This is a genomic window from Streptomyces sp. NBC_00775, from assembly GCF_036347135.1.
Classification (GTDB): Bacteria; Actinomycetota; Actinomycetes; order Streptomycetales; family Streptomycetaceae; genus Streptomyces; species Streptomyces lutosisoli.
Map to the genome: position 1 here is coordinate 1984086 of NZ_CP108938.1, position 17837 is coordinate 2001922.

18 protein-coding genes and 3 pseudogenes are annotated in these 17837 nt (G+C 68.6%); 14 read left to right on the forward strand and 7 right to left on the reverse strand.

Annotated features, from left to right (window positions below):
• Window positions 1–22: 22 nt before the first annotated feature.
• The 5 genes and pseudogenes from OIC96_RS09015 to OIC96_RS09035 form a co-directional block, all read left to right on the forward strand.
• A complete protein-coding gene (locus OIC96_RS09015; protein WP_330308383.1) occupies window positions 23–1129 on the forward strand; it encodes an acyl-CoA dehydrogenase family protein in 1107 nt (368 codons plus the stop codon).
• 96 nt (window positions 1130–1225) lie between these two features.
• Complete coding sequence (locus OIC96_RS09020; RefSeq protein WP_330308382.1) at window positions 1226–1750, forward strand: SRPBCC family protein; 525 nt, start codon at window positions 1226–1228, stop codon at window positions 1748–1750.
• Window positions 1750–2811: an LLM class flavin-dependent oxidoreductase gene (locus OIC96_RS09025; RefSeq protein ID WP_330308381.1), complete on the forward strand. Its 1062-nt coding sequence runs from the start codon at window positions 1750–1752 to the stop codon at window positions 2809–2811. Before OIC96_RS09020 ends, OIC96_RS09025 begins: the two co-directional genes overlap by 1 nt.
• 132 nt (window positions 2812–2943) lie before the next feature.
• Window positions 2944–3441 carry a winged helix-turn-helix transcriptional regulator gene (locus tag OIC96_RS09030; RefSeq protein WP_330308380.1) on the forward strand — a complete coding sequence of 166 codons (498 nt, stop codon included), beginning with the start codon at window positions 2944–2946 and terminating at the stop codon, window positions 3439–3441.
• 381 nt (window positions 3442–3822) lie between these two features.
• Window positions 3823–4053 (forward strand): annotated as a pseudogene (locus tag OIC96_RS09035) (IS5/IS1182 family transposase); the annotation flags it as partial.
• Window positions 4054–4065: 12 nt separating this feature from the next.
• Here OIC96_RS09035 and OIC96_RS09040 read toward each other — a convergent pair.
• A complete protein-coding gene (locus tag OIC96_RS09040) occupies window positions 4066–4635 on the reverse strand; it encodes a dienelactone hydrolase family protein (protein ID WP_330308379.1) in 570 nt (189 codons plus the stop codon).
• A gap of 56 nt (window positions 4636–4691) precedes the next feature.
• On the opposite strand from OIC96_RS09040, the gene OIC96_RS09045 reads away from it, so the two are divergent.
• Window positions 4692–5297: an ArsR/SmtB family transcription factor gene (locus OIC96_RS09045; RefSeq protein WP_330308378.1), complete on the forward strand. Its 606-nt coding sequence runs from the start codon at window positions 4692–4694 to the stop codon at window positions 5295–5297.
• A gap of 103 nt (window positions 5298–5400) precedes the next feature.
• Here OIC96_RS09045 and OIC96_RS09050 read toward each other — a convergent pair whose 3' ends face one another.
• Window positions 5401–6090, reverse strand: coding sequence for a haloacid dehalogenase type II (locus tag OIC96_RS09050; protein WP_330308377.1), 690 nt, complete (start codon window positions 6088–6090; stop codon window positions 5401–5403).
• 310 nt (window positions 6091–6400) lie between these two features.
• Here OIC96_RS09050 and OIC96_RS09055 point away from each other — a divergent pair.
• A pseudogene (locus OIC96_RS09055) lies at window positions 6401–7405 on the forward strand (IS110 family transposase); the annotation flags it as partial.
• Between the two features lie 26 nt (window positions 7406–7431).
• Here the strand turns inward: OIC96_RS09055 and OIC96_RS49860 are convergent.
• Both OIC96_RS49860 and OIC96_RS09060 read right to left on the reverse strand, forming a co-directional pair.
• Window positions 7432–7589 (reverse strand): annotated as a pseudogene (locus OIC96_RS49860) (IS5/IS1182 family transposase); the annotation flags it as partial.
• A gap of 183 nt (window positions 7590–7772) precedes the next feature.
• Window positions 7773–8465, reverse strand: a complete 693-nt coding sequence (locus tag OIC96_RS09060) for a GntR family transcriptional regulator (protein WP_330308375.1) — start codon at window positions 8463–8465, stop codon at window positions 7773–7775.
• Window positions 8466–8661: 196 nt separating this feature from the next.
• Between OIC96_RS09060 and OIC96_RS09065 the strand changes: the two genes are divergently transcribed.
• The 6 genes from OIC96_RS09065 to OIC96_RS09090 all read left to right on the forward strand — a co-directional run bounded on the left by OIC96_RS09065 (window position 8662) and on the right by OIC96_RS09090 (window position 13473).
• Entirely contained in the window at window positions 8662–9753 is a 1092-nt protein-coding gene (locus OIC96_RS09065) for an urea carboxylase-associated family protein (protein ID WP_330308374.1), read from the forward strand.
• A gap of 55 nt (window positions 9754–9808) precedes the next feature.
• Window positions 9809–10447 carry a flavin reductase family protein gene (locus OIC96_RS09070; protein WP_330308373.1) on the forward strand — a complete coding sequence of 213 codons (639 nt, stop codon included), beginning with the start codon at window positions 9809–9811 and terminating at the stop codon, window positions 10445–10447.
• A gap of 26 nt (window positions 10448–10473) precedes the next feature.
• Window positions 10474–11670, forward strand: coding sequence for a hypothetical protein (locus OIC96_RS09075; protein ID WP_330308372.1), 1197 nt, complete (start codon window positions 10474–10476; stop codon window positions 11668–11670).
• A 7-nt stretch (window positions 11671–11677) separates the two neighbouring features.
• Entirely contained in the window at window positions 11678–12418 is a 741-nt protein-coding gene (locus OIC96_RS09080) for an ABC transporter ATP-binding protein (RefSeq protein ID WP_330310343.1), read from the forward strand.
• On the forward strand, window positions 12415–13221 hold the full coding sequence (locus OIC96_RS09085; protein WP_330308371.1) for an ABC transporter permease: 807 nt from the start codon (window positions 12415–12417) through the stop codon (window positions 13219–13221). The genes OIC96_RS09080 and OIC96_RS09085 overlap by 4 nt, the downstream gene beginning before the upstream one ends.
• Window positions 13222–13335: 114 nt before the next feature.
• A complete protein-coding gene (locus tag OIC96_RS09090) occupies window positions 13336–13473 on the forward strand; it encodes a hypothetical protein (protein ID WP_330308370.1) in 138 nt (45 codons plus the stop codon).
• Window positions 13474–13973: 500 nt separating this feature from the next.
• Here the strand turns inward: OIC96_RS09090 and OIC96_RS09095 are convergent, their stop codons facing one another.
• Both OIC96_RS09095 and OIC96_RS09100 read right to left on the reverse strand, forming a co-directional pair.
• Window positions 13974–14597, reverse strand: a complete 624-nt coding sequence (locus OIC96_RS09095) for an NADPH-dependent F420 reductase (protein WP_330308369.1) — start codon at window positions 14595–14597, stop codon at window positions 13974–13976.
• A gap of 32 nt (window positions 14598–14629) precedes the next feature.
• A complete protein-coding gene (locus tag OIC96_RS09100) occupies window positions 14630–15364 on the reverse strand; it encodes an SDR family NAD(P)-dependent oxidoreductase (protein ID WP_330308368.1) in 735 nt (244 codons plus the stop codon).
• A gap of 144 nt (window positions 15365–15508) precedes the next feature.
• On the opposite strand from OIC96_RS09100, the gene OIC96_RS09105 reads away from it, so the two are divergent.
• Window positions 15509–16120, forward strand: coding sequence for a TetR/AcrR family transcriptional regulator (locus tag OIC96_RS09105; protein ID WP_330308367.1), 612 nt, complete (start codon window positions 15509–15511; stop codon window positions 16118–16120).
• A 649-nt stretch (window positions 16121–16769) separates the two neighbouring features.
• On the opposite strand, the gene OIC96_RS09110 is transcribed toward OIC96_RS09105, so the two are convergent.
• On the reverse strand, window positions 16770–17681 hold the full coding sequence (locus OIC96_RS09110; protein WP_330308366.1) for a LysR family transcriptional regulator: 912 nt from the start codon (window positions 17679–17681) through the stop codon (window positions 16770–16772).
• Between the last annotated feature and the right edge of the window lie 156 nt (window positions 17682–17837).

Below are 17837 nucleotides of genomic sequence, written 5' to 3' on the forward strand. Positions count from 1 at the left end.
CCCCGACGTGAGGAGGACGTCGATGCGCTTCGCGCCGACCGGCGAACAGCTCGAACTGGGCCGAACCGCAGAGCGGTTGCTCGCGGACCATGCCCGCGGAAACCCGCTTCCTCCCCCGTGGGATGCCATCCCTCGGACCCTCGACTCCGAGCTGTGGGCCTCGCTCGCCGAACTCGGACTGCTCGGTCTGGGTGTGCCCGAGCAACTGGGCGGCTCGGGTGGCGGTGTTGCGGACTTGTGTGTCCTGGCCGAGCGGGTGGGGTCGGCCCAGCCGACCGTGCCGTTCACCGCCACCGCGACGGTCGCCGCGGTGCTGGCCGAGCACGCCGACAGTCCCGGCGCGCGGGCCGCGCTGGCCCGCGTCCTGGACGGCTCCACCGTCGCCGTACCGGCTTGGGAGACCTTCCCTTCCGACATGGTTCCCGGCCGGCGGGCGGGATCACTGACCTTCAACGACACGGCGGTTGACGGCGTGCTGGCAGCGGTGCCGTTCGGCCTCGACGCCCAGTTGGTGCTGGCTTTCGCCGATGAGGGCAACGGCCCGGCGCGGCCGTTCCTCGTGGAATTCGCCGAGCCGGCCACCGCCCGGACCTCCGTGGAGGCGCTGGACGTCACCGAGCCAATGGCGAGCCTGCGGCTGACCGGAGCGCCTGCCGAACCGCTTCCACCACTCGGCGCGCACACGGTCGCCCGGGTGCTCACCGTGCTTGCGGCCGAGCTCATCGGCACGGGACGACGCGCCCTGGAAGGCGCCGTCGAATACGCCGGGATGCGACGGCAGTTCGGCCGGCCGATCGGATCGTTCCAGGCCATCAAGCACGTACTCGCGGACCGGTCCGTCCAACTCGACGCCGCCTGGATGCTCGTCCAAGCGGCGGCCCACGCCGTCGATGGCGAGCGTGCCGACGCCGAAGTGGCGGCTCGTACCGCACTCGCGGCGGCGGCCGACGCACTCGAGGCGGTGACGGCCGACGCCCTGCAGACCCATGGGGGCATCGGCTTCACCTGGGAGCACACGTCCCACGTACTGCTCAGGCGCGCCCGTGCGAGGCGCTCGCTTCTCGGCTCCCCGGCGCACCGACTCGACGCCCTGGCCGACCGACTTATCGGGTCGGGGCGCCTGTCCTGATGTCGGCCGTGGCATACGGGTCCATCTGCACATCTTGACTGTTCGGATCCCCGCGTTGCGGAGATCACCACTGATGAATGAGGAGGTCGCCGGGCCATGGAGTGGACAGGCGCGGGCTATGCGGACAAGCCGACGGTTGAGGTGCAGATCTGGATCGCCGCTCCGCCGGAACTGGTATGGGCGCTGGTATCCGACATCGAGCTGATGCCGAGCCTGAGCGCGGAGTTGCAGTCGGTGGAGTGGCTGGACGGGGCAACCCAGCCCGCGTCGGGGGCCCGCTTCGTGGGCCGGAGCAGCCACGAGTCGCTCGGTGAGTGGGCCACCACCTCCTACGTCGTGGAGTGCGATGCACCCAAGGTGTTCGCCTGGGCGGTTGAGGACCCCGAGCAGCCTTCGGCGATCTGGCGGTTCACGCTCGAGCCCCAGGACGGCGGCACGCTGCTGCGGCAGTGGATGCAGATGGGACCGGGCCGCTCCGGTCTTTCGTTTGCCATCGACCGGATGCCGGAGAAGGAACAGAAGATCGTCTTCGTACGGATGCGGGAGTTCGAGACCAACATCAGCGACACCCTCGCGGCGATCAAGAAGACTGCTGAAGAGTCCGGAAAGGCGAGTCTGTGATGCGCACATCGACCACGATCGAGGCATCCGGGGGCAGTTGGCCGGAGACGGTGGACTTCGTCGTCGAAGCGGAGAAGCTGGGCCTGGACATCTGCTGGGTGGCGGAGGCGTGGGGATCGGAGGCGCCATCGCCGCTGGGGTATCTCGCGGCCCGGACGGAGCGCATGCTGCTGGGCTCCGGGATCATCCAGCTCGCCACCCGCACACCGACAGCCATCGCCCGAGCGGCGATCACCCTCTCGCAGATTTCCCAGGGGCGCTTCCTGCTGGGACTTGGCCCATCCGGTCCTCAGGTGATCGAAGGGCTGCACGGTGTGCCCTTCGACCGGCCGCTGTCACGGATGCGGGAGACCGTCGAGATTGTGCGGCAGGCCGCCTCAGGGGAGAAAGTCTCCTACGCCGGGCGGGAGTTCCAGATTCCACTGCCCGGTGGGGATGCCAGACCCATGCGCCTGTCCATGCGCGCCGAGCATGACATCCCGATCTACCTCGCCACCCTCTCACCGAAGATGCTGCGGCTGACCGGCGAGATTGCCGACGGGTGGCTCGGTACCAGCTTCGTGCCCGAGGGGGCCAAAGAGGCCTACTTCGACCACATCGACGCGGGCCTCACCGCTTCCGGCCGCGCACGCGCAGACTTCGACATCTGCCAGGGCGCCGAGGTGGCCTTCGCCGAGGACGAGGACGCGCTGCGGGCGATGGTGGCCGGCCGAAAGAAGGAACTGGCTTTCAGTCTCGGCGGCATGGGCTCGGCGAGCACCAACTTCTACAACAACGCATACAGCCGGCAGGGCTGGGCCGAGGTCGCCGCCGAGGTCCACGAACGCTGGCAGGCGGGCGACCGTGACGGCGCGGCCGGACTGGTCACCGACGAGATGGTGCTGGGCACCACCCTCATCGGAACCGAGGAGATGGTGCGCAACCGGTTGCGGGTGTGGCGCGACGCGGGCGTCGACACCGTCCGCTTCTACCCTGCCGGTGAAACGCTGGACGCCCGGCTCACCACCTTGGGGCGCGCCCTCGATCTGGTCCGTGACATGGAACGCGAACCGGGCCGGTAGCCGAACTCCCGAAGATGCCATCCGCCGGTGCGGCGTCGGACCGGCGCGGCGCGGCCCGGCCCGGCGCGGCCGTGTTGCGGATCAAAGGGCTCGAAATGCTAAGTCCTGTCGTGAGACCTATAGGCTGAGGTCATGAGGCGGACCTCTTTCGCGAACTGGCCGTGTTCGGTCGCGCGCACGATGGACATGCTCGGGGACTGGTGGACGCCACTGGTCCTACGGGAGGCCTTCTACGGAATCAAGCGGTTCGACGCGTTCCAGCAGGAGCTCGGCATCGCCCGCAACACCTTGACCGACCGGCTCCGCCGCCTGGTCGATGAGGGCCTGATGGAGAAGCAGGCCTATCAGCACGAGCCGGTGCGCTACGACTACGTCCTCACCGAGAAGGGGCGCGACTTCTTCGGCGTGCTGGCCGCCATGAACGCCTGGGGCAATCGCTGGCTCAGCGACGAGCAGGGACCTCCGGTGGTCTTCCACCATGACCGCTGCGGCCACGAGAGCGACGCCGAGGTCGTCTGCGCCTCCTGCAAGGAACCGATGACAGCCGAGGACACCCACCCACGCCTCGGCCCGGGCTATCCCCCGCACCTCGCCGCGCGCCCTGACATCCAGAGCCGCTTCACCGCCTGAGGGGCAATGGCTGCGCGGGGACCGCAGCAACTTCACCCAGTGCCGCGCCATCGGAGAACCTCCAGCGCAACACCGACGCCGACCACATCCTGCGCGAGCGGCCAGGCTCGCGTGCTGCGTCAGCGGATGGTCAGCCTGCCGAGCGCGGATCCCGGCGATCCGGCATATCGAAACCGCTGATCATGGATCAGCTCACCGAGGATCGACAACCGCTCCGCACCCCGGAGGTACCCCGGCCAACAATCGAAGCCGGCCCGACCGTGTCCGCGCCTACGACTCGGACATGACGGACGAACAGTGGGCGGCCCGTCCTCCCTGGCCGGTCGTTACTCCGGCGACTACTACGGGGCCTCCGTCGCGCTAGATGATCTATTCCAAGGGCACACCATCCCCGAACGCCGTGATCAGCGGGCCCACCGCCTGCGCCGTGGCAGCAGCGGCGGCAGGCCCACCGGCTTCGATGCGGCACGATATGGCCGCAGAAACGAAGTTGAGCAGCTGATCAGCCGATTGAAGGCGAACCGGACAGTGGCCATGCGCTTCGACAAGAGGGCGTATGTCTTCTACGGCACCGTGACCGTCGCAGCCCTGCGCCTCTGGCTTTGCGCATGACCCGCCGACAACCTAGCGCGAGCCGAGGAACTCGATCGCCCGCTGGGTCAGGAGCTTGGCGGCATCCGGGTCGTAGGACGCCAGCGAACTGTCCGCGAACAGGTGCTGGTCTCCGGGATACAGGAACATCTCCGCATCGGCGCGATCGGAGACGAGCGCGCGGGCGGCGTCGATGTCCTCGGCGAAGAACGGATCGGCTTCCTTCGCATGCACCTGCACCGGCACACTGTTGGGCCATGCCGCACCGAACTCCGAGACGGGGATGCAGGCGTGGAACAGGAGCGCGCCCCGTGCGCCCGCCCGTGTCTGCGCCAGCTTCTGAGCGGGCAGCACGCCGAGTGAGAAACCGGCGTAAACGGCGTCCTGCGGCAGGAGTTCGGCCGCGCGGACGCCGCGCTCGGTGATCTCGCCGAAGCCGAGCTCCTCGACGTAGCCCTGGCCCTCTTCGAGGGAGTTGAACGTGCGCCCGTCGAAAAGGTCGGGCGTGTGGACGGTGTGGCCGACCGCGCGGAGTTCGTCGGCGAAAGCCGCGACTCCGGGCGTGAGTCCCTGCGAGTGATGGAACAGTACGACCTCTGCCATGCCCAACCCCTTGCCCGTGGGTAGCGAACGATCCGGAACTCTAGAATAATCCAAGAGTGTCGAACAATCACCGTCTCACCGACCACGACCTCCCCGACCACGACCTCGCCGACGTCACCGATGTGACGGCCCCGGCCCAGCTCCGCGCGCTGGCCAACCCCCTGCGCAACGACATCCTTGAGCTGCTCCTCGAACGCGCCGCGACGGTGAGCGAGTTGGCCGCCGCACTCGGCCGCCCCAAGAGCACGGTCGCGCACCACGTAAGCGTCCTGGTCGACGCCCAGCTGCTGAAAGTCGTGCGGACCCGCCGGGTGCGGGCCATCGACGAGCGCTACTACGGCCGTACCGCGCGCATCTTCCGCGTCGGCACGGTCAGCCCCACCGACGGGGTCGACGCGCCCTACTGCAACAACGATCTCGCCACGGCCGCGGCCGAGTCGGCCGCCGCGCACCAGGCGGATCAGCTCTCCTCGATCGTGCGGCATGTGCGGATCCCGCGGGAGCAGGCCCACGAGTTCTGGATGCGGGTCCTGGAGCTCGCCAACGACTACGCGCAACTCCCGCGCGCGGGCGATGTGGTGTACGGCTTCGCGGCCGGGCTCTACCCGACCGACTATCCGGCGCTACCGGAGGCTGAATCTGCCGCAACGGACGCGGACTGACCCGTACCGCAGATCGTGGCATCCGTAAAGGCCACCTACAGCACCCGAACCTTCACCACCCTGCCCCCAACAACCCGCCAACTCGCATGATCCGTCGGACAGGCTAGGCATGGTCGAGTTGGCCGGCCAGACTGGCCAGGTCGTCGGCGTACAGGTCGAACCCGTCCGAGGAGGTGGGCGGGTCGCCGACGGGGCGGGCGACGTAGGCGGTGCGCAGCCCGAGGCCCTGTGCTCCACGCAGGTCCCAGGCGTGGGCGGCGACCATCAGGAGCCGCTCCGGCGATCGTCCGGAGACGGTGACGGCCAGCTGGTAGACCGCCGGGTCCGGCTTGTAGGTCCGGGCGTCCTCGGCGGACAGTGCCTGGTGCCAGCGCAGCCCGGCGTGCGCGTTGATTCCCAGCAGCGCCGTCCGACTCGCGTTGGAGAGCCCGATCAGCGGAAACCGTTCGGCGAGCCGGGCGAGCCCCGCCACGGTGTCGGGCCACGGCGGGAGCCTGCGACCTGACAGAGCCAGCTCCGCTACGGCGGCCGGGTCGTCGACTCCGGCGGCATCCGCGACGAGCCGGGCGGCTTCCAGGTCGAGGACGTCGCTGGCGAGGTAGGGCCGGACGCCGTCGAGGATGCGGCGCTGCTCGCGCTCGATGTGCTGCTGCCAAAGCGACAAAAGCCGCTCGACCCTGAGATCGTCGAGCGATGGGGCGAGTTCACGAATGCCGGCGCGGATACCGGCGGGTTCGTCGACGAGCGTGCCGAGCACGTCGAACACGACCGCATCGATCTCCAACTCTGACATGGGAGAGGTCTCCTGGACGAAGCAGGGGCGTAAGAATGGCTGTTAGCCGAACGCAGCGGGAAGTCACTCTGATTCCCGAACCACACGGCCTGTGCGGCAACCGCATTGACGTCGCCAACCACCGCGGCCGCCAAGCCACAACGCACGACCGGCGCACCACCTCCGAGTAGACCCCGGAGAGAGCGACCGGCAGCGAAGAGAGCGGCGTGGCTCCGTCCATGATCCGCCGGACAGGCCCTAATAGGCATGTGCGTTGGCCGGTTGGGTCGGTCGGCAGGGGCCAGAGCGAGACGTCTGGGATATACGCAGTGCCATCAACCCGATGGCCGTCGCCCGATACCGCGACCGGCATACCGTCTCCCGGAAGAAGTCCGACCACCAGGACGCCGTCGTCCTGGCGAACATCCTGCGGACGGACACCGAGTTCCACCGCCCGCTGCCGACCGACTCCGACCTGGTCAGGGCAATTGCCGTCCTCGCCAGGGCTCAGCAGGACGCGGTCTGGGACCGAACCCGCGCCCACAACCGGCTCCGATCACACCTGCGCGAGTACTACCCCGCGATCCTTGAGGCGTTCGCAACGAAGCGCGAGCGGCTGCTGTCCCGGGAGGCCCGCACGATCCTGTCGATCGCGCCCACTCCGGCTGAGGCCGCCCGACTGTCCCGCGGACGGCTGCGGACCGCCGTCACCAGAGCCGGACGTCAACGCCGCATCGAGGCCGAGACCGACCGGCTGCTTCAGGTGTTCCGCCAGAGCCGGCTTCGCCAACCCACCCTGGTCGAGCAGGCGATGGGACGGCAGACACTCGCCCTCCTTGCCCGGCTCGCCGCAGCCTGCCAGGCATGCGACGACCTGGCATCCGACACAGAAGAGCTGTTCCTGCAGCATCCCGACGCGGAGATCATCACGAGCTTCCTCGGCCTGGCCACGCTCACTGGCGCACGGATTCTCGCCGAGATCGGCGACGACCGCGCCCGGTTCACCCACGCCGGCAATCTGAAGGCCTGTGCCGGAAGCGCACCCGTGACCCGCCAGTCCGGCAAGAGCCGCCACGTCGCCCACCGCCGGATCAAGAACAACCGACTGGCCGCGACTGGCCGGCACTGGGCATTCGCCGCGCTGACCGCCTCCCCCGGCGCACACGACCACTACAACCGCCGACGGGACACCGGCGACCACTACGACGCGGCCCTCCGCAATCTGTTCAACCGCATGCTCGGCCAGCTCCACCGCTGCCTTACCAACCGCCAGAGGTTCGACGAAGCGATCGCCTTCAGCACCTCCGCCCCAGCTCCACTCTCGGCAGCTGCTTGACCCGAAAGCTGCATGGGGTGTCTTGTCGAGCGTCCCAGCGCCTCGCGGCCATCGGCTTCCTCACGCGCCCCGCCCCCTTTTCCGGGTAGTCGGCCGGGGGCCGGCGCGGTGCCCCGGCCGCGTGCTGATGTGCCCGGCAGGAGGTCGAGTCGATGTTCACCGCCCACTGCCTGCGCTCAGCGTCCCGGGCCGGCGCACCGTCCGGAGGGGCGGCATCGGCCTCGATCTGCAGCTCTTCGAGGATGGTCTTGCGCGCCGGCAGCAGCAGTGCATCGCCGCCCGCCACAGGGCTCGCCCGTAGCCGACGCCGCGGTACAGTTCCGCCTCGGCGCCCGGAGGTGCCCTGGAGGCCGTGATCGCAGGCGGCTCAATACCGGCTCAGGATCGCGCTGAGATCCGGGGCCTCCGTCGGTGCCGTCCGCGCGAGTGCCCGCTCCTCCACCGCCGTGATGTGCTGGAACGCAAGCCGGCCCGCGCGCTCGGCGTCCCCCTCGTCCAACAGGTCGATGAGTTCCTCGTGTTCGGTGATGGACTGGATCTGGTCGTGCGGATGGCCGTAGATCGAAAGGATCAGGGCGCAGCGCCAGACGACCTCGGTGAGATAGCGCTCCAGGAGCGGGTTCCCGCTGAACTCGCCCAGTTTTACGTGGAATTCGGCGGCGAGGCGGCCGGAGAGGCGGTGGTCGCGGCGGTTCGTCGCGTCCCGCTCGGCCCGTACGTGCTCGCGCAGCGCTGATGACGCCGCAGGGTCCCACTGCGTCGCCACGAGCCGGATCGCCTCCTGCTCCAGACAGCGTCGCATCTCGAACACCGCCTTGGCGTCCTCGGCGCTCGGGCTCGCCACCGTCGCGGACTTCGCCTTGCCCGAATCGACGAGCCCGGCCGCGACGAGCCGGGCAAGCACGGCCCGAACCAGTGTCCTGCTGACGCCGTACTGCGCGGCCAGGGTGTCCTCGGGCAGCTTCATGCCGGGCGGCAGCGCCGCTTCGACGATGGCTGTACGCAGGCTCACGAAGGCTGTTTCGGCGCGCTGCGCGGGGCGGTCGGCTGAGGGATGCATGGAGTGACTCTAGCCGTTGCGTATACGGAAAAGCGTTCCGAACTCCCCATGCAGACTGGCAACCTGGCGGAAATCAAGCGGTGATTCGGGCGCAACGTTCCGCTGTTCGTATACGGAAATCATAGTTTCAGTATACAGAAACAGCGCGGCCGGTTCCGGCAGCGCAACAGCGCGGACAGCGCAGCAAGGAGTCCGGATGCCGCACGTGGTGCTCAGCCTGACCGACCAGCAGCTCGAACTCGTCGACGCCTCCGTCACGGCCCAAGAGGCCGTCTCCCGCGCCGACTTGGTGCGGCTCGCGCTGGCCGAGTCGGCCGCGGGGATACGGAAGCGGCCGCATCCCCGGATCACCGGACGCCCCTGGCGCTGGTTCGACGGACTCACCCAGGAGCCCCCGGGTGAACGCAAGGAAGTGGCCCGCTGGGAGATCGCCCCCGGTACCGGCAAAGCCATCGAGGTGCCGGCCGGACACGTGTTGCGCATTGAGCAGCTGTACGGCAATCAATGTGTCGACCTCAACGCGTTCAACCTGCACGACTATCGCGAGGCCATGCACGTAGGACGTACTCGTACGCTGCACGGACTCCACCCGGGGCAGGGCGACTTCCTGTGGTCCGCGCCGCCGCGCGAGCGCGCCATGATGTACCTGCTCACCGACACCGCGGACCTGAACGACACGCTCTTCCCACGGTGCAGCGCCACCATGTACGCCTCCATGCACGGCTTCGCCGAGCACACCAATTGCGCCGACATCCAGGCCGAGGCGCAGCGCGAGTACGGGCTCACCCCCGACGACGTGCACGACTCGTTCAACCTCTTCATGGCGACCCGGGTCGTCGACGGGCAGGCCGAGATCGTGCGCCAGCGAACCGCCCCCGGCGACCACGTCGAACTGCTCGCCCTGATGGACGTCCTCGCCGTCCCCAACATCTGCGGCAACGACATCATGAGCACCAGCAACTACATGCTCTCCCCGGTGCTCGCCGTCCTGTCCACCGCGTCGCGGGCCGAGATTCTTGCGACGCCCGAGGTCCTCGCGTACGACACCCAGCGCACCCCGGACCAGTTCCGGCAACCGCACATCCGCGCCGAGCGGAGCCTGGAGCGCGACCCTGCCTATGTGCCCGACTTCCCGCGCACTCCAGTCCGGACGGTGGAGCTCGCGGTCGAACTCGGCGAGGGGGAGCTGGCGGCGCTGGATTCCGTGCGTCGGTCCGATCTGTACACCGACGACGCGGGGGCCCTGCGCGACGTACTCCTGTCGTGGTGGGTGGCCAGCCATGGCTGAACGGACCGTATCCGTGCCCACCTCATCTGTTCCCACACGTGAAACACACGTCGTCATGGGCGAGTTGACTGCCTACGAGCGCTACAAGCTCATGGCCGGTCTCATCGTCCCGCGGCCGATCGCCTTCGTCACCACCGTCAGCGTTGACGGGGTGGTCAATGCGGCGCCCTTCAGCATGTTCGCCATGGTCGGCGAGGAGCCACCGCTGGTGATGATCAGCCTCGACCGGCGGGTGGGGGGCGCTCGCAAGGACACCGCGATCAACATTGACGCGACCGGTGAGTTCGTGGTCCATCTCGTCGACGAGGCACTCGCGCAGCAGATGCACGACTGCGGTTTCGCCCACCCGCCCGAGGTCGACGAACTGCGCCACGTCGGCCTCACCGCCGCCCCCAGCACCCAGGTCGCGCCGCCGCGGATCGCCGAGGCACCGGTCGCCCTGGAGTGCACCCTGCACGAGCGCCTGCAGACGGCGAGCCGGGACATCTACTTCGGCCGCATCGAGCACCTGTGGGCCCGCGAAGGGCTGATCGACCCGGAGCGTTGGCACGTACGGCTCACCGACTACTACCCGGTGGGGCGGTTCGGCGCGAGTTTCTACGTCACCAGCCGCGACCGTTTCGCCCTGAGTTCACGGGACGGCGACGGCGTCGGAGCCCCGCCCGCCCACCGCACCGAGATCGACTCGCTGTGACCCGGCCCACCGAAGGAGTCACCAGGATGACGGTTCGTCCCTTTCGCCCCGCTCTTCCCGCGGCGCTCTGTGCCGCCGCGCTGTTGTTCCTCACCGCGGCCTGCGGTTCCGGCTCGGGCGCCGGGTCCGACGGCCTCGGCAGCGCGGACAAGTACAAGGTCGGCTCCACCGATCTGTCCGGTGTCTGCCCGAAGAAGGTGGTCATCCAGACCGACTGGAACCCACAGGCCGAGCAGGGTGGCCTGTACAAGCTGCTCGGGCCCGACCCGGTCATCGACTCCTCCGCCAAGCAGGTGCGGGGGCCGCTCTTCGCGGGCGGCTCCTGGACCGGTGTCGACGTGGAGATACGGGCGGGCGGCCCGGCGATCGGCAACCAGCCGGTGCCGGTGCAGATGTACACCGACCCCGACATCATGCTCGGCTGGGTCAACACCGACGAGGCCGTGCAGAACTCCGCGGACAAGCCCGTCACCCAGGTCTTCGCCACCTTCGACAAGGCTCCCTGGATGATCATGTGGGACCCGAAGAAGTATCCAAAGGTCAAAACGATCAAGGACCTTGGGAAGACGGACGCGACCGTGCGGTACTTCGACGGCGCGACCTGGATGGACTACCTCCTCGGCAAGGGCATCCTGCGCCGTGACCAGATCGACGGCAGCTACGACGGTTCGCCCGCGGCCTTCCTCGCGGCCGGCGGCAAGGACGCCCAACAGGGCTTCGCCACCGTGGAGCCGTATCTCTACGAGCACGACCTGAAGGAGTGGGACAAGCCGGTCGCCCACCAGTTGATCAATGACACCGGGTATCCGCTGTACGCCGTGGCGCTGTCCGTACGCAGCAAGGACGTGACCGCGCAGTCGAAGTGCCTGAAGAAGTTGATCCCCGTCGTGCAGCAGTCGACTGTTGACTACTTCGCCGATCCCGCCCCGGTGAACAAGCTGATCGTCAAGGCTGTCGATGCCTTCGACACCGGCTGGGTCTACACGAAGGGGCAGGCCGCCGACTCCGCGAAGCGGCAGCTCGCGGAGGGCATCGTCAGCAACGGCGACGACCGCACCATCGGCGACTTCGACCAGGCGCGGGTGCGGAAGATCCTCGACATCACGACCCCGATCCTGACCCGCAACGGCACCGCGCCGGCCGACGGTCTGAAGGCGCAGAACGTGGCCACCAACCAATTCCTGGACCCGTCCATCGGGCTTGCAGAGAGCAAGAAGGGGTGACGTGACGATGTCGGATCTCATGCTCGACTTCCGCGGCGTCGGGCTCACCTACCCCGGCGGTACCACGGCCCTGGAGTCCGTCGATCTCCAAGTGCGGCGCGGCGAGTTCGTCGCCGTGGTGGGACCGTCGGGCTGCGGCAAGTCGTCGCTGCTGCGGATCGCCTCCGGACTCGGGCGGGCCAGCGAGGGCGAGGCGATCGTCGACGCCAAGCGCCTCGGTTACGTATTCCAGGAGGCGACCCTGCTGCCCTGGCTGAGCGTGCTCGACAACGTGGCGCTCTTCCCCCGGCTCACGGGGGCCGGTAAGCCGGCCCGCAGGGAGCGGGCGCGCGCGGCCCTGGCGACGGTCGGTCTCGACGGGTTCGAGGACCATCTGCCGCACCAGCTCTCCGGCGGCATGCGGATGCGGGTCTCGCTGGCGCGCTCGCTGACCCTTGAACCCGACCTGTTCCTCTTCGACGAACCCTTCGGCGCGCTCGACGAGTTGACGCGGCAGCGCCTTGGCGAGGAGGTCCTTCGGCTGTTCGCCGAGATGCGGTTCGCCGGGGTGTTCGTCACCCACTCGGTCAGCGAGGCGCTCTATCTGTCGACCCGAGTGATCGTCATGTCAGGGCGTCCCGGCCGGGTGGTCGACACCGTCGACGTGCCGTTCGGGATCGAGCGGGATCCGGGCCTGCGGTTCACGGCCGAGTTCGGGGCGCTGTCGGAACGCATCAGCACCTCACTGCGGGAGGGGTACGCGGCATGAGGAAGTCTCAATCGGCAGCGGTGCGGCGGCAGTTGGGCAAAGCGGGGCCGCCGCTACTCGTCGCAGCCGGGATCGTCGGCGTCTGGTACCTCATCACGTACGTCGTACTCGACCCGGCCCGGCGTTTCCTGATGCCCGCGCCGCACACCGTGGTCACCGAGGCGTTCCTCGACGCCGATGTGCGCCGCGAGATAGGGGACGGGCTGTTGAGCACGGCGCAGGTGGCGTTCACCGGGCTCGCGGCGGCGGTCGTCATCGGCGTGCTGTGGGCGATCGCGATGAACCACGCCGGGTGGGTGGAGCGATCGCTGTTCCCGTACGCGGTGATGCTGCAGTGCATCCCAGTGCTCGCGCTCGTGCCGCTGATCGGCTTCTGGTTCGGCTTCGACTTCTTCGCGCGGGTCGTCGTCTGCGTACTGATCGCGCTGTTCCCGATGGTGTCCAACACGCTGTTCGGGCTGCGGTCGGTGGAGCGCGCGCAGCGCGAACTGTTCGCCCTGCAGGGGGCGTCGAGGTGGGTCGTGCTCACCCAGCTGAAACTGCGTGCGGCCCTGCCGGCGATCTTCGCGGGCGTACGGATCTCCGCGGGGCTCGCGGTGGTCGGCGCGATCGTGGCCGACTTCTTCTTCCGGCAGGGCGAGCCCGGGATCGGCGCCCTGATCAGCCGCTACCAGGCCCGCGCCCAGGCCCCGGAACTGTTCGCCTCGGTCCTCGTGGCGTCGCTGCTCGGGGTGGCGGTCTTCACCGGGTTCGGGCTGCTGACCCGGCGGTGCGTGGGGCGGTGGTACGACGCCACGCGGTGAAGGGTCACCCGGAAGGCCGCGTCCTCGTTGGCGGGGGCCGGCGCTCCGGATGGACTGCCCGACGCGCGTGTCTTTTCGCGCGACCGGCACGTTCATGAACGTTCAGGATGTGAGGTGGCCGAACACGCCGACCTCAACGCCCTGCTGATCGTTCAGCGGCTGCTCGGACACCTGCACGCCAGCTCCACGATGCGGTCTCTGCGCTACATCCGGCGGACGAACCTGCTGGTTGCGAGGGCGATCGCGGAGTGAAACGACCAGAACAAGACCTACGCCGACTACGCGAGCCGTCTGGCGGAACGGCAGGCGGTCTGATGCCCAGACGAGGAGAACGCAGGTCCCGCCAGGCGGCGAAGCCGCTTGAGCGGGGCGGGCAGGTGTCCCGGATCGAGACGCGTGAGCTGATCTACACCAATCCCAAGGGCACGGCCATGCGGCGCGTGATCCGCCCGGGGAACTATCGGTGCTCGCAGTTGGTCGCCCAGTTGGCGCACGCCTGGATTGCCCACCACCGGGCTACGGCCTTGACGAACAGCCAGACCTACACGCGCGTGATCAGGCTGCTTGCCGAGTTCACCGACGGCTGCCTGGCGGCCCGGGGGCTGGAGGCGGCCGAAGCACGGCTGGACGGAGCGGTCATCGACCTGACGGAAGTGATCTTCGCCTTCGAGAAGGACGTGCAGGACCGCTACCCCACCGACTCGCCACGGGCTCACTTGGCGAGTCCTTTCGGTGATCCGTCAACCGTTTACTCAGACGGGAAGTTCGGTGATGCTGAGGGCGAAGTCCAAGTTCCCCACCCCGTGGTTGGCGAGGCCCACCGTGACCACGCCCGCTCCTTCCAGCCAGTGCGCCATTTTCAGGCCGCCGACGTCCAGCGGGCGCAGCCCGAGGCTCTCGATGAACGCCTCCACACTTGCCTTGGCCTGCGCACTATCACCAGCGATGAAGACGTCGGGCCGACCCTTCTCCAGGACATGGCGGAAGACGGTGTTGAACGCCTTCACCACGCTGGCGCCGGCCGGGGCCGCCTTGGCGACTTCCTGCGCGATCGAGGTCTCCTCGCGGTGGGCCAGCCCGTCGAACGTGGAATTGAAGGGGTTGCTGATGTCGACGATGACCTTGCCCGCGAGAGCGTCTCCGTACTGGGCGACGACCGGCACGACACCGTCGTACAACAGGGCCACGATGACGATGTCGCCGGCCGGGGCGGTGCTCCATTCTCCCGTCGTGGCGCCGCCGCCGAGAGCCTTGGCCAGGTCAGCGGCCTTGGACTGATCGCGGCCCATGACCTCGACGGTGTTGCCGCCCGCTACCGCCCGCGCGCCGATGGTGCGGGCCATGTTCCCGGTGCCGATGATGCTGATGTTGCTCATGAGATGTCCTGCCCTGGTTGCGGTTGTTCGGTTCAGATGGCGGTGGTGCCGCCGTCGGCGACGAGTTCCATGCCGTTGACGTAGCTGGAGTCGTCGGAGGCGAGGAAGAGGGCGGCGGTGGCGATCTCGTCGGGGCTGCCCATCTGACCGCGGGGGATGAGGGACTCGAACTGGCGCTTGGTGGCCTCGTCGAAGAGTTCTGCCTGCTTGGCGGTGGCGACCTGGCCGGGGGTCAGGACGTTGACGCGGATGCGGCGGTCCTTGAGCTCGTTGAGCCAGACGCGGGCCCAGGCCTGCTGGACTGCCTTGCTGCCGGCGTAGACGCTCCAGCCGGGGAAGGCGCCGAGGGAGGCGTTGGAGCCGGTCATGAGGATGGAGCCGCCGTCGTTGAAGAGCGGGAGGGCCTTCTGGACGGTGAACAGGGTGCCGCGGGCGTTGAGCCCGAACCAGGTGTCGAACTGGGCCTCGGTGATCTCGCCGAGCGGGGCGGGCTCACCCCCGCCGGCGCTGGCCCACAGCACGTCGAGGCTGCCCTTCTCCCGCTTGACGGTGTCGTACAGGCGGTCCAGGTCGTCCAGGTCGGCGGCGTCGCCCTGGACGCCGGTGACGTTGCGGCCGATCTGCTTCACGGCCTCGTCCAGGGCTTCCTGGCGGCGGCCGGTGATGAAGACGTGCGCTCCCTCGTCGACGAACAGCTTCGCGCCTGCCAGTGCCATGCCGGTGGTGCCGCCGGTGATGACCGCTACCTTGCCGTCGAGCTTTCCCATAGTCGTTCCCTTGGGTCGGTGGTGCCGGGTGTACCTGGGGCGACGGCGTTAAGTACACCGTCCTGTGTGCTTACGGTACGGGGCGGATGGCCGGGACGCAAACTATGTACACCGGTCGTTACCCAGCTCGAGTACCATGGACCCATGACGGAGTTGGAGAAGGGCCCCACGGGCCGCCGCCGCGGCCGGGGCGCACGCGAGCGCATCCTCGGCGCGTCCCAGCAGCTGTTCCGCGAGCAGGGCATCAACCGCACCGGCATGGACCAGCTCTGCGCGGCGGCCGAGGTGTCCAAGCGCACGGCCTACCAGCACTTCGCCGGCAAGGACGAACTCGTCGCCGAGTACCTGCGCCGGTTCGACCCCTCCGTTCTGTCCGGCGTGTTCGACCGCACCGACCTCACGCCCCGCGAACGGCTCCTCGCCGCCTTCGACGTCCCCCCCACCACCCCCCTGTGCCCCTACATCGCCGCCGCCGTCGAACTCCACGACCCCGAACACCCCGCGTCCCAGTACGCACGCGACTACAAGCAAGCCGTCGCCGCGCGGCTCGCCGACACCGCCCGCGAAGCCGGCGCCGCCGACCCTGAACAGCTCGGCGAGCAGCTCGCGCTGCTCATCGACGGCGCCGCGGCCCGCACTCGGGTCCTCAACGCCGACGCCTTCCCCACCGCCGCCGCCATCGCCGCCGTCCTCATCGACAACGCCATCCCCGCCACAGCCAGCGATGACCGGCGACGGGAGGAAGTGTCAAGTTAAGTCGGCACTCCGCGGCCGGGCTGGGCGCGCTGCCGGTCGCGCGGCTGCACCCGCTGGTACGCGACACCAGCCGCCCGGCACCTGGCCCGGACCTGCCGGCTTTTACGGAACTGGCCGCCCGCCTGCTGAAGACCGCAGCAGAAGCCGCCGGGGAGACCGGCGACCCCCGAGGACTTCGGGAGTTCGAGGCCGTCATCCCGGCCCAGGACGCTGACGCGCCGCCGGTTCGAACAGACGGCTGATCACATAAGTCCGTACGCGGTGGCGCATGAAGAACTCGTACGCAGCTGGGAGATTCTGAAGATGCGGGTGGCCCATCTGGGCCACGCCGGCCCGAAACGAAGGCCAACAGGCGGGCAGCCAACACGTCCGGCTGAAACCCGCCGTCGGGTTCTGGATCCCACGGACCGACTCCCGACACCACGAACGGCAGACCGCCGGCGAACGGCTCCGCTACGACGACACGGCGATCAGCCGAGTTGAGCCGCGTCCGCAGCACGTACTTCCAGACGGTCTCAGGTGCTTCGGGGTCCCCTCAGACAACTGCTGGCCGAAGAACGGAACCGGCTCAGAGGTCAGCCGCAACAGCACCACTCCGTCAGGCCATTTCACTCTCCAGCGCCTGATGAACGGGGGTCAGTCGAACTACTCAAGCGTGCCTTGAGACGACATCGCCTCCAAGCTGCCACATCTCGTAGTTCCCACATTCCGCCGTGATCTCGGCCGTCGACTGAGCCGCAGTGACGAAGTCATCTACTACCGGCGAGGTGTGCGATGCCGCCACCGCGAGGCACACCTGGTCGGGCGCCAGATCCGGGATGGGCACATAGACGACGTCCGGATGCGAGTAGAACACGGACGCCGAACGGGCCAGGAAGGAGATGCCCCGTCCGGCCGCGACATGCTCGAGCGTCTCGTCCACCCCGCGCACCCGGTACCCGGCATTGGGGAGCGGGCGCTTGGTGGGCTGCGTGCTCGCGTCACCGTGCCAGACCAGCGGTTCGCCGGCCAGGTCGGCCTCGGTGACCTCCTCCTTGCTGGCAAACCGGTGCCCGGCGGGCAGTACCGCTACCCGCGGCTCGGTGTACAGCGGGGTGACGCGCAGGCCGGCCTCGTCGATGGGCAGCCGCACATAGCCGACGTCGATGCGGCCGTCGAGCAGCATCGCAGCCTGGTCGTCCCCTTCGATCCGCTGCACGTCCACGACCACGTCCGGGTGCCGGTCCTCGAACGCACGGGCCGCCGGGATGACCGGGATGCCGGCCCGGAAACCGACCATCAGCCGCCGGTTGCCGCGGGCGGCCGCGGACACCCGGCGGCGGACCGCGTGGGTTGAGGCGAGCAGCGGACCGGCGTCGGCCAGCAGTTGCCGGCCCGCATCTGTCAGCTCTACGCCGTGGCGATCCCTGGTGAACAGCGAGGCGCCGAGATCCTGCTCGAGCGCGCGGATCTGCCGGCTGAGCACCGGCTGTGCGATGTGAAGCTCATCGGCGGCGCGGCCGAAATGCAGCCGGTCGGCCACGGTGACGAAGTAACGCAGTTTGCGCAGATCCAGATCCATAGAATCCCCAGCCCGGTGATACCTCCAGGGTATCACCACGGCTTCAATAGGTCTTGGACGCCACTCAGATCCGATGGCAGCATGAAAAACAGGCGCTTAAGGGCGTCGAAGTGAATTCGGCACAAGAATTCGACACTGGAATTTGACAGCAGAGCC